Consider the following 12284-nt stretch of genomic DNA (forward strand, 5'->3'; position numbering starts at 1 on the left):
AATAATATAAATAAAAAAGCAATTCTTTGCTACTATTTCAAAACAAAAATTAAAAATATCAAGGTAAACTATGAGAATATTACATGCATTGGCTCAAAGACCAGGACGAACTGGTAGTGGAGTTTTTTTGCAACAATTATTTAAAGCTGGATATGAAAAGGGTTATGAGCAAGCTGTACTTGCAGGTGTACCTCTTTTAGAACAAGACCCAGATATAGACAATCTTGAGTCAAAAAACTTTTATCCTGTTTTATTTGAAAGTGAAAACCTTCCTTTCCCTGTTGTTGGGATGAGTGATGTAATGCCTTACAAAAGTACAAAATATAGTTCAATAGATGAATCTATGTATGAAATGTATGAAAAAGAGTTTAAAAAAGTTATAACAATAGCTGTTGAAGAGTTTAAACCAGATGTTGTTATTTGTAATCATATTTGGCTTTTAAGCACTTTTTTTAAAGATTTATATCCAAACTTAGAAACTTTAGTTTTATGCCATGGAACAGATTTAAGACAAATGAAGCTTTCCCCTAATTTAGCATCAATTGTAAAGCATAAAGTTTCAAGGTGTGAATATCTATTTGCCTTAAATTCCCAACAAGCTAAAACTATAAAAGAGTATTATGAAGTAAAAGAGGAACAAGTAATTGTAAGTGGAAGTGGATATAACCCAGATATGTTTTTCCCAAATAAAAATAAAGAAAAAAATAAAAAAATAAAAATAGCTTATGTGGGAAAGATTTGCAATGCTAAAGGGGTTCCTCAACTTTTAAATGCAATTGATAGATGTGAAAAATATCAAAAACTAGAGTTAAATTTAATAGGAAATGGAAGTGCCCTTGAAAGTGATGAAATTATAAAAAGTATTGATAATAGAAAAACAAAGATTAATTATCTAGGGATTGTTCCTCAAAAAGAGCTTGAAATTTTACTTAGAACTTGTGATATTTTTATTCTTCCCTCATATTTTGAAGGTTTACCATTGGTTGTTATTGAAGCCTTAGCAAGTGGTTCCAAGGTAATTTGTACAAATTTACCTGGACTTGATGATTTCTTAGGTGAAAGATTAAAAGAACTTGGGGCAATAAGATATATAAAAATGCCAAGGTTAAGAAATGTAGATACCCCCTTTGAAGAGGATATTTGTGAGTTTGAAAATAGACTTTCCTCTTGCATTGATGAAGTTAGTTGTGAGATTATAGAAGGAAAAAAATATCATATTGATGAGGTGATAAAACTTTTAGAGGATAAAACTTGGTTTGGACTTTTTAACAAACTTGAAAAATGTTTTAAAAAGCAATAATTAGCTAATATTCCATCATGTATAAAAACGAATTCGATAACCTTTTAAATCAAAATATAAAATTTAATGCTTATATGTTTTTTGGACAATCAAACTATTTAGTTGAGCACTATACTGAGTTAGTTACTTCTTCATTGGGCTCACCCGATGAGATAGAAAAACTTTATTTTGATGATTTTGATTTTAAATATGCGAAAAATAAACTACTTCAATCTTCACTTTTTGCAGCTAATAATATTCTTGTTATTAAGCTAGATAAAAAACTAAATAAAAAAGAGTGCACTGATTTAATTGAAGCTTGTAATACAAACCCTGATTCAAAAGTTATCTTCTCTTGCATGGGCGATGGTGATTTTAAAACTATGGGTGGTTATTTTACAAAAAAACTAAATGCTGTTAGTGTTAGAATGTTTTCTCCTTTTCCTAATGAAGCAGTTAAAATGATAGAAGACCAGGCAAAACAGTTAAATATGAATTGTGAACTTTCAGCACTTAATCATCTATATTTTATGCATAGACAAGATTTATCTTTATGTATGAATGATTTAAAAAAACTTTCTATTTTAGATGAAAAAATTTCAGCAAATACTGTAAATAAACACTGTTTTGGTATTGGTGCCGTTAATTTTGAAGATTTTTTACATAATCTTTTATCTTGCTTGGATATAAGTGAGGAGCTTGAATTATTACTAGAAGAGGGGATGAATGAAATCTATCTTCTAAATCAAATCACCTCATTTGTACAACAACTTTTTATGATAAGTTCATATGCTAGAGTTTACGGAAGTGCAAACGCAAAAGATATTTTAGGTTTTGTTCCCCCTAAAAATGTTTGGGAAAAAAAATCTAGACTTGCAATAAGTATTAAACCTGAAAAGTTTTTAGAAATTTTAGAATATCTCTTAAGTTTAGAGCTAGAACTAAAGTCCTCGAAAATTAGTGATTCTAATATCTATATTCAGGCTTCTTTAAGAAAATTATCAGTTATTATTAGATAAAATCTCCCACTTTACAAAAAATCCTTGCTGATATTAACAATTTGTAAAGATACCGGCACAAACTATAAGGAGAACTGATGTCAAAATTAAAACATTACGAAACAATGTTTATCTTAAAGCCAACTCTTACTGAAGAAGAGACTGCGGCACAAATCGAAAAAGTGAAAACTGACATTGCAAAAAACGGTGGTGAAATCGTTGCTTGTGATGATATAGGAACTAGACCTTTAGCTTATGAAATTGAAAAAAACAAAAGAGGTTACTATTTTGTAGCATATTTCAAAGGTGAACCTACTGGAATTCTTGAAATTGAAAGACAATATAGAATCAACGAAAGTATGATGAGATTTATTTTCATTAAATATGAAAATAAAAAAGAGATCGCTGCATGGACTAAAATGAGCGATGAAGCAGCTAAAAAAGCTAACTAATTAAATTTTATAGGAACATCTTATGTATAATAAAATAGTAATGGTAGGAAACTTAACAAGAGATATTGAGCTAAGATACATGCCAAATGGTTCAGCATTAGCTAAATCTGCTATTGCAACTAGCCATAGATATAAATCACAAACTGGTGAACAAAAAGAAGAAGTTTGTTTTTTAGATTTTAATATTTTTGGTAGAAGTGCTGAAGTTGCTAATCAATACTTAAGAAAAGGTTCAAAAGTTTTATTAGAAGGTAGACTTGTTTTTGAACAGTGGACTGCACAAGATGGAAGTAACAGAAGTAAGCATGCTCTAAGAGTTGATACTATGAAAATGTTAGATTCAAAAGCAGATTCACAAAATATGGGGGCACCACAAGGTCAAGGGAATCAAAACTCTTATAATAATAACCAAGGTGGTGGTTATAATCCTCAATCAAATCAATACAATCAACAGCAAGCACCTCAAAACAACGCGGGTCAAAACAATTATGGTGGTATGAATAATCAAGCTACGCAAGCAGCTGAACATAAAATACCTGAAATCGATATTGATGATGATGAAATACCTTTCTAGAATATAAGGATAAAAGATGGCAGAGAGAAGAAAATACGGAAAAAAATTTTGTAAATATACTGAGATGAAAATTGATTTCATTGATTATAAAAACACTGAGTTATTAAAACTATCTATGAGTGAAAGAGGTAAAATTATGCCTAGAAGACTTACAGGTAACTCTAAAAATGCTCAAGAGATGGTAGAAAAAGCTATTAAAAGAGCAAGACATATGGCATTAGTTCCATATATTGTTGACACTCAAGATGTAACTGACGCAGCATACGCTAGATAATTTACATTTTAAACAATAAACATAAGGAAGTGGTTTTACTGCTTCCTTTTTTTATGCCTAACTTTATCTATGATAGTCATTATTAATATTAATATACTATTAAGGATTAAATCTGTATTATTTTAATAATAATTATCATTAAGGAAATAGATATGCTAAAAAAATTATGTTTAGGTGCATTATTATTGACAAGTTCAATTTATGCTTCTAATGAGGTTAATATTTACTCAACAAGACATTATGACACAGATAAAATATTGTTTAAAATGTTTGAAGAAAAAACAGGTATAAACGTAAATGTTGTAAAAGCAAAAGGTTCTGCTTTAGTTCAAAGACTAGAATCTGAAGGTAAAAAATCACCAGCAGATGTTTTAATCACTGTAGATGCAGCAAGATTATATACAGCAAAAGAAAAAGGTCTTTTTCAAGCAATTGAGTCTGAAAAGTTAATAAATTCAATTCCTCAAAAATTAAGAGATAAAGATAACCAATGGTTTGGTTTAACTAAAAGAGCAAGGGTTACAGTTTATAAATTAGGATCTGGAATAGAAAAAGAGTTATCTACTTATGAAGATTTAGCAAACCCAAAATTCAAGGGTAAAATCATGGTTAGATCTTCAAATAATACATATAACCAATCTTTATTAGCAGGAATGATTGCTCACCATGGTGAAGAGTATGCACTAAAATGGGCTAAAGGTGTAGTTGCAAATATGGCAATGGCACCAAAAGGAAATGACAGATATCAAGTAAAAGCTATTGCAAATGGTATTGGTGAAATTGCAATTGCAAATACTTACTATATTGGTAAAATGGTTAATAACAAAGATAAAGGACAAGCAGAAGCTGTAAAAAAAGTTAAGATTTTCTTCCCTAAGTTTGAAAATGGTGGAACACATATAAACGTAAGTGGTGCAGGGGTAGCAAAATATTCTCCTAATAAAGAAAATGCAATTAAATTTATTGAGTTTTTAGCTAGTCGTGAGGCACAAGAATTATTCGCTGGAGGAAACTTTGAATATCCAGTTATTGATGGTGTAAAGAAAAATCCTATAGTTGAATCTTGGGGTGAGTTTGAAGATGACACAATTTCAATTAATGAGCTTGGAAAAAACAATGCAACTGCTGTAAAAGTATTTGATAGAGCTGGTTGGAAATAATACAATCTAGTATTTAACAAAGAAGAAAGGGAATAGTTTTTGCTACTCCCTTTTTTTATCTCTTATTATCATTTTGATAACAATTATTACTATAAGAAATGTTTTACTTCATAAATGATATAATCTATATTTTAAAAAGGTACAAATATGATTAAACAAATATTATTAAGTTTTTTTATTCTCACAAATTTTGTTTTTGCTTCAAATGAAGTAAATGTATATTCTCACAGACATTATGATACAGATAAACAATTATATAAAATGTTTGAGGAAAAAACAGGTATAAAAGTAAATGTTGTAAATGCAGATGCTAATGCTTTAATTAAAAGATTAGAAAGTGAAGGTGAAAAGTCACCAGCTGATGTTTTAATCACAGTTGATGCAGGAAGACTTTATCAAGCAAAATCAAAGGGTTTAATTCAATCAATTGAATCAAAATATTTAATGGAAGTTGTTCCTAAAAATTTAAGGGATGAAGATAATAAATGGTTTGCCTTGACAAAAAGAGTAAGAGCCTTTATTGTTCCAATTGATAGTGATATTGAGATTAAAACCTATGAAGATTTAGTAAAACCAGAGTATAAAAAAATGATTATGGTTAGATCATCAAACCATGTTTATAACCAATCTATGCTTGCAGCTGTTATTGCTCATCATGGTGAAAAATATGCTTTAAAATGGGCAAAAGGCGTTGTAAAGAATATGCCAAGACGACCTAGGGGAAATGATAGATATCAAGTAAAAGCTGTAGCAAATGGAATTGGAAAAATTGCTATTGCAAATACTTATTATGTTGGTAAAATGATTGGTAATAAAGATATTGCTGAAAGTGAAGCAGTTAAAAAAGTAAAGATTATATTTCCTAAGTTTGAAAATGGTGGAACACATATAAATGTAAGTGGTGCAGGGGTCGCAAAATATGCTCCTAATAAAGAAAATGCTATTAAATTTATAGAGTTTTTATTAAGTCCCGAAGCGCAAGATTTATTCGCAAATGGAAATTTTGAATATCCTGTTGCAAAGGGTGTTAAGAGAAATAATGTGGTATCTTCATGGGGAACATTTGAAGATGATAATATCTCAATAAATACTATGGGAAAATACAATATCAATGCAGTGAAAATATTTGATAAAGCAGGGTGGAAATAAGAGAAATTGAAAATTTTAAATAAGCTTACAATAAGTAGTGTTCTTTTAACACTATTCATTTCTATACCTGGACTTATACTAATTTCAAATATTTTTGTTACTAGTGATAATTGGTCACATTTAGTTGATACAGTTTTATTTGAATATATTTATAACTCTTTATACATTATGTTTGGAGTTGCAATATTAACTATTCTTTTAGGGTTTACAACAGCTTATATAACTACATTTTTTGAATTCTCTGGTTCAAGATTTTTCCACTATGGTTTGATTTTACCCTTTGCAATCCCTACATATATAATGTCATATATTTATGGTGGTATGTTTGATATTACAGGCTCAGTTACTACTTTTATATTAAATTTATTGGGTAAGAGTTTAAATGAAGTATATTTCTTTGATATTATGTCAATAGAAGGTGCTATTATTGTGATGTCTTTGGTTTTATACCCTTATGTGTACTTAATTTCAAAGACATATTTAAAAGCTGAATCAAGCTCTATTTTAGATGCTTCTAAAACTATGGGGCTTAGCAATTTTCAAATATTTTACAAAGTAATCCTACCAATTTCAAGACCTGCTATTGTTGCAGGAAGTATATTAGCTGTAATGGAAGCTGTTGCTGATTATGGGGTTATGGATTATTATGGGGTATCAACTTTTGTAACAGGTATTTTTAGAACATGGCTTGGTATGGGAAGTGTTGAAGATGCTTCAAAATTGGCTTCTATGTTGATGCTTTTTATTTTTATTATAATCTTTTTGGAAAGGTTTCAAAGAAGAAATAAAAAATATAAAAGTAATGGTAAAGATTTTAAACCAATTATAAAACAAAAACTTACAGGGACAAAAGGTTTTTTTGCATGGCTTTTATGCTTTATCCCTTTTTTCTTTGGATTTTTATTACCTTTTTCTCAAATGTCTTATTGGTTTTATATCTCATATGAAGAGATCATTGATGAAGATTTTTTAACTATACTTTATCAAACCCTAGCACTTGGAATAACAAGCTCCATTCTAATAACTATATTGGCATTTTTTATTGTTTATAATGTTAGAGTGCATAAAAGTAAAATAGCTGATAATTTAGTTCAAATCTCTAAACTAGGGTATTCAATCCCTGGGGCAGTTGTTGCAATTGGGGTATTGAGTTTCTTCTCATTTATTGATAAGAACTTTGATATTTTAATTAGTGGAACTGTTATAGCTGTGGTTTTTGGATATTTAGTTAGATTTATAGCTATTTCAATTAATAATTATGAATCAGGTTTTAGTAAGATACCTCAAAGTTATGATGATGCTTGTAAAACTATGAATATTGATGGCTTTTATACCTTCTTAAAAGTAATATTCCCTTTACTCAGGGGATCAATTATGGCAAGTTTTATTGTGATATTTATAGAAACTTTAAAAGAATTGCCTTTAACTATGATATTAAGACCATTTAACTTTGATACTTTACCTGTTTTATCCCATGAACTTGTAACCCAAGCACAAGTGATAGAATCAGCAGTTCCTGCTATGTTTATTGTATTATTTGGTATGGTATCAGTTTTAATACTTGCAAAAAAGATGGTAAAAGATTAAGACATTAAGACAATTAATTGTCTCTTTAGAATTTGCTTCTTTAACAGGAATTTATTTCCTGTGCCAAAAGAAGTAGAAAATGCTTGGTCCCTTTAAAATGGGACATTTTAAAGGATTAATATAATGATTACAGGTATAAGTGTAAAAAATTACTCTATTGCTTTTGGACAAACTCAAATTTTAGAAGATATCTCTTTTAGTGTAAAACAAGGAGAGATTGTAACAATTTTGGGTCCTAGTGGATGTGGAAAAAGTACTATTTTAAGAAGTATTGCTTCCTTACAAGAACAATACGAGGGTGAAATTTTTATCAATGAACATTGTTTAATTCAAAATGGAAAAAGAGAGTGTCACAAAGATTTAGGTTATATATTTCAAGATTATGCATTATTCCCTCACTTAAATGTTAGACAAAATATTGAGTTTGCATTATATAGATTAAAAGCAAATGAAAGACAAAGAAGGGTTGATAAACTTTTAAAGCAGTTTGATTTAGTTGAGCATAGACATAAACAAATTCATGAATTAAGTGGTGGTCAACAACAGCGTGTTTCAATAGCTAGAGTTTTAGCCTATGAACCTAAGGTTTTACTTCTTGATGAACCTTTTGCAAATCTAGATACTTTACTAAGATATAAAACAAAAATCTGGTTAAAAAAACTTATTAAAGAGTTGGGCTTAAGTGCTATACTTGTTACCCATGATCAAAAAGAAGCACTTAGTATGTCTGATAAAATCGCAATTATCAATGATAAAAAAATAGAACAATTTGGAACACCAAAGCAGTTATTTGAAAACCCTAATTCTTTTTATATTGCTAATTTTTTAAATAGAATAAATAAATTACCAAAACCTTTAGTGGAAAAGATTGCTTGTTCTGTTCCAGAAGATTATGTTGGAATTATTCCAATTGATAAGGTAAAAATTGTAGATGATAAATCTAAGATAAAAGCTACAATCCTTGATATCTCTTATTGTGGTGATTTCTTTGAATTAAATATAATTTTAGATGATTATGAAAAAAGTGAAATTATTGTAAAAACTTTTTCTATTGATGGCTTAGAGGATTCTTCTTCTTGCTATTTAGATATGGATATTAAAGATATTAAAGTAGTTAGAAAAAAAATATAGCAATATTTTACTATACAAATATTATAGAAACTACTATAATTTCTTTTTTTAGGAGTATGAATGGTTTTAAAAATAGCAAGTTTTGAAGATGTAGAAAATATTTTAAAACTACATAGTAAATATCAAGTTGATACAATAGATGAAGAAGATAAAAAAGATGGTTTTGTTACAACAGCTTTTTCAAAAGAGCAATTAGAAGATATAATAGAAAAAGAAAAAGGTATTTTTGTAGCAATTGATAATGGTGAAGTTGTTGGGTATGTTATGTCTGCATCGTGGCAGTATTGGTCAAAATGGCCAATGTTTGCATTTATGATAAAAGATTTACCAAACTTACAATATCAAGGAAAACAAATCACTATAGATAATTCATACCAATATGGACCTGTTTGTATAGATAAAAGATATAGAGGTAGTGGACTTTTAGAAAGGCTATTTGATTTTACTTTAGATGAAATGTCAAAAAAATATGAGATATTAGTTACCTTTGTAAATAAGATTAACCCAAGATCATATGAAGCTCATAAAAGAAAAATGGGACTTGAAGTGATTCAAGAGTTTCAATTTAACAATAACAACTATTATGAGTTTGTTTATGATACTTCAAAAAGAGTTTTAAAAGAAAATTAAGAAATTATGAGCGATATATTTTATGTTAACAACAATTTTAAAAATGTTACTTTAAATAAGCATTTTCATGAAGAGTATACTATTAGTTTAGTATATGATGGTGCACATTTTTTTGCAAATGAAAAAGAAAAACATAAAATAGTGCCTGGAATAATTCAAGTTGTAAATCCATATGAGATACATACTACAAATAATAGTACATGGTCTCATTTAAACATTATGCCAACTGTTTCTTTAGTTAATTCTATTGCAAAAGATATACTTAAAAAGGATAGTTTAGAAACGATTCATTTTAATAGTTTTATAAATGATGAAAAAGCTTCATATTTATTTATTACTATGTTTGAAACTTTTGACTCTAAAGAGATAAATGATTTAGCAGTAGATAATGCCATATTTGATTTTCTAGATTATATACTAAAATACCATTCAACAATTAAAGAGAATCAGATAATTGAAGAGAAAAAAACTACAAAAAGTTTTTCTTCAACAATAGATTTTATCGATACAAATATAAAAGATTTAAATATCTCGTTAGATGATTTATCAAAAAATGCAGGCTTGTCAAAGTTTCATTTTTCTAGGGAGTTTAAAAGAAATTTTGGTATTTCACCTTCTCATTTTATTCAAATAAAAAAAGTAAATAAAGTAAGAGAACTTTTAAAAACCGATATGTCTTTGTCAAATATAGCTTATGAGAGTGGTTTTTCTGACCAATCATATATGATAAAGGTTTTTAGAAGATATTCTGGTTACACCCCATCTTTAATAAAAAGAGTAAACACTTATTAGGTTTACTCTTTATTTGACTTTATGATCAATTGTTTTAATTCTTTAATCTCTTCTTGTAAAGTTTTAATTTCAGTTTTCAATTCACTTTCAGAAGCTTTTACTTCTTCAATCTTTCCAATCTCTTCTTCTTTAATAATACTCATTGCATCTACAATTATTGCAACAACAAGGTTAATCATAATAAAAGTTGCCACAAAAATAAAAGGAATAAAAAAGACCCAAGCTAGTGGGTGTTGTTCCATTATTGGTCTTACAATTCCCATTGACCAAGATTCTAAAGTCATAATTTGGAATAGGGTATAAAATGATTCTCCAAGAGTTCCAAACCATTGGGGAAAAGTTTCCGCATATAAAGATGTAGCCATGATAGCAAAAACATAAAATATTAAACTCATAAGTCCAATTATAGAAATCATCCCAGGAATAACACTAATTAGTGCAGCAACAATTTTTCTCATTTGAGGAACTACAGTGATAAGTCTAAAAAGTCTTAAAACTCTTAAGATTCTTAAAACTTGGAAACTTCCACTTGATGGAACTAGTGAGATAATCACAACAAAGAAATCAAATAAAGACCATGGGTCTTTGAAAAAAGATAATCTATGGGCAATTATTCTAAGGGTTACCTCTATAGTAAATACACTAATCACAAAGATATCAAAAGTATGAAGTATGCTACCATAACTTTCTATAACTGATTTTGAGGTTTCTAGACCCATTGAGATACCATTTAAAATGATAAGTACAATAATAAAGTTTTGAAACTTTTTTGCTTCTACAAGGGATTTAATTTTATCCAAGTTTTTATCCTATTAAATTTTTTGAATTATACTAAAATTTTTTATATTTAATAAGAAAAACTTGAATAATTTTTTAAAGTATTAAGAGATTATAGGTGCATCACTTGTGTCAAGTTCAATAGATGAAACTATTACACCATCTTCATCTGCATAGATATAATCTCCATTATTGAAAGTTACTCCACCAAAGTTTAGCTCAATATCTCTAATACCTTTTGTTTTTTCAAAATTTCTAAGAGGACAAGTTCCTAAAGCAAATAAACCAATATCAAATTTTACAGTTTCTCTAGTATCTCTAACATATCCATTTATGATCATAGCAACAAAGTTATTTTTTGCGGCAAATGCTGATAGTTTGTCACCCACTACTCCATAATATTCTTCATCAACATCAATAACAACAACTTTTCCTGTGCCATCTTCATTTTTTAAAATATCAATTAAATCCCAATTACTTTTATCAAGTTTTATAGTTATAACCCTTCCTTGAAAACCTTTTTTCCCCCCGAAAGATTTGAAGTTGGGGGATAATACTTGAATTTTTTTATCTTGATTAAAATCACATAAGTCTGCAGTTTGGTAATACATCATTGTCCTTTTCTATTTTTTGTTTAACCTTTTGTGCTAGTCAGGCACAATCCATAACTAAGTATTATGAAAAAAAATCAAAAATAAATAAAATTGAAGGGAAAAAAGCATTTTTTTTTGCATTATTTTAAAACTCTTAAAAAATTCGTGGAAAGTGCCTACTTTCTTACATATTATTTACATTTTATTGAATATAATTGCACTATGATTATATTAGACTTCGAAACAAATACTTTAAACCCACATGACGTTATAGAGGCTGCTGCTGTAAAGATTGAGATTCAAGATAATGAACTAGTTGTAGTGGATAAATTTCATAGATATTATCTTTCAAGATATCCAGTTAATTATTATGCTTTTCAAGTTCATAGATTAACCCCTGAATTAATACTTGAACATAGAAATAAAAGTGAAGAAAAATATTCTTCATATTTTAAAGAGGATGAGGACTTTGTAAAATTTTGTGAAGATGCAAAAACTTTAGTTGCCCATAATATAAGTTTTGAGCTTGCAAGAGTTGAGGGCTTAGCTTCCTTTGAAAATCATATTTGTACTATGAAAGAGAATAAACATATTGTAAAAGCTTTAAATAAAAATGGGAGAATCAAAAATCCAAAACTAGATGAGACTTGTATTTTTTATAATATAGATTTTGACCACGAGTCTTATCATAGTGCTACATATGATGTTAGTAAAACCTATGAAATATTAAAATGTATGATGAGGGAAAATCCATCTTTTTATCAGAATCTGCGTTAAATAGAATCCTTTAATCAGTCATTTACTATAGTAAACTCCCTCATAAAAATTCTCTTTGCCTTGATTTTAATAAAAATATGAATTTTCGATTCTATTCAAATCCCATATTTT

General features: G+C 28.2%; 14 protein-coding genes. 12 read left to right on the top strand and 2 right to left on the bottom strand.

The genetic code is table 11. The features are described from left to right. The first annotated feature begins 70 nt into the window (after positions 1–70). From AC2TY9_RS05515 to AC2TY9_RS05565, 11 genes are all read left to right on the top strand, one after another. On the top strand, positions 71–1300 hold the full coding sequence (locus AC2TY9_RS05515; protein ID WP_489779935.1) for a glycosyltransferase family 4 protein: 1230 nt from the start codon (positions 71–73) through the stop codon (positions 1298–1300). Between the two features lie 17 nt (positions 1301–1317). Further along, the gene (gene holA / locus AC2TY9_RS05520; protein ID WP_489779936.1) at positions 1318–2298 is read left to right on the top strand and encodes a DNA polymerase III subunit delta; all 981 of its coding nucleotides are present in this window, start codon (positions 1318–1320) and stop codon (positions 2296–2298) included. Positions 2299–2375: 77 nt separating this feature from the next. Next, entirely contained in the window at positions 2376–2729 is a 354-nt protein-coding gene (rpsF, locus tag AC2TY9_RS05525) for a 30S ribosomal protein S6 (protein ID WP_489779937.1), read from the top strand. Between the two features lie 22 nt (positions 2730–2751). Next, complete coding sequence (locus AC2TY9_RS05530; RefSeq protein ID WP_489779938.1) at positions 2752–3303, top strand: single-stranded DNA-binding protein; 552 nt, start codon at positions 2752–2754, stop codon at positions 3301–3303. 16 nt (positions 3304–3319) lie between these two features. Further along, a complete protein-coding gene (gene rpsR / locus AC2TY9_RS05535) occupies positions 3320–3577 on the top strand; it encodes a 30S ribosomal protein S18 (RefSeq protein WP_489779939.1) in 258 nt (85 codons plus the stop codon). A gap of 152 nt (positions 3578–3729) precedes the next feature. Beyond that, positions 3730–4737 carry a Fe(3+) ABC transporter substrate-binding protein gene (locus AC2TY9_RS05540; RefSeq protein ID WP_489779940.1) on the top strand — a complete coding sequence of 336 codons (1008 nt, stop codon included), beginning with the start codon at positions 3730–3732 and terminating at the stop codon, positions 4735–4737. Between the two features lie 147 nt (positions 4738–4884). Next, positions 4885–5886, top strand: coding sequence for a Fe(3+) ABC transporter substrate-binding protein (locus AC2TY9_RS05545; RefSeq protein WP_489779941.1), 1002 nt, complete (start codon positions 4885–4887; stop codon positions 5884–5886). 6 nt (positions 5887–5892) lie between these two features. Continuing rightward, positions 5893–7473, top strand: coding sequence for an ABC transporter permease (locus AC2TY9_RS05550; protein WP_489779942.1), 1581 nt, complete (start codon positions 5893–5895; stop codon positions 7471–7473). A 123-nt stretch (positions 7474–7596) separates the two neighbouring features. Continuing rightward, a complete protein-coding gene (locus AC2TY9_RS05555) occupies positions 7597–8604 on the top strand; it encodes an ABC transporter ATP-binding protein (RefSeq protein WP_489779943.1) in 1008 nt (335 codons plus the stop codon). Between the two features lie 60 nt (positions 8605–8664). Further along, positions 8665–9234, top strand: a complete 570-nt coding sequence (locus AC2TY9_RS05560; protein WP_489779944.1) for a GNAT family N-acetyltransferase — start codon at positions 8665–8667, stop codon at positions 9232–9234. A 6-nt stretch (positions 9235–9240) separates the two neighbouring features. Then, positions 9241–10026, top strand: coding sequence for an AraC family transcriptional regulator (locus AC2TY9_RS05565; protein WP_489779945.1), 786 nt, complete (start codon positions 9241–9243; stop codon positions 10024–10026). Between the two features lie 2 nt (positions 10027–10028). Here the strand turns inward: AC2TY9_RS05565 and AC2TY9_RS05570 are convergent, their stop codons facing one another. Together AC2TY9_RS05570 and rraA are read right to left on the bottom strand one after the other, a co-directional pair. Beyond that, positions 10029–10826: an ion transporter gene (locus AC2TY9_RS05570; protein ID WP_489779946.1), complete on the bottom strand. Its 798-nt coding sequence runs from the start codon at positions 10824–10826 to the stop codon at positions 10029–10031. A gap of 81 nt (positions 10827–10907) precedes the next feature. Next, entirely contained in the window at positions 10908–11414 is a 507-nt protein-coding gene (rraA, locus tag AC2TY9_RS05575) for a ribonuclease E activity regulator RraA (RefSeq protein WP_489779947.1), read from the bottom strand. Positions 11415–11618: 204 nt separating this feature from the next. Between rraA and AC2TY9_RS05580 the strand changes: the two genes are divergently transcribed. Beyond that, positions 11619–12173, top strand: coding sequence for a 3'-5' exonuclease (locus AC2TY9_RS05580; protein ID WP_489779948.1), 555 nt, complete (start codon positions 11619–11621; stop codon positions 12171–12173). Positions 12174–12284 lie beyond the last annotated feature (111 nt).

This window comes from Arcobacter sp. ISO1 (genome assembly GCF_058105185.1).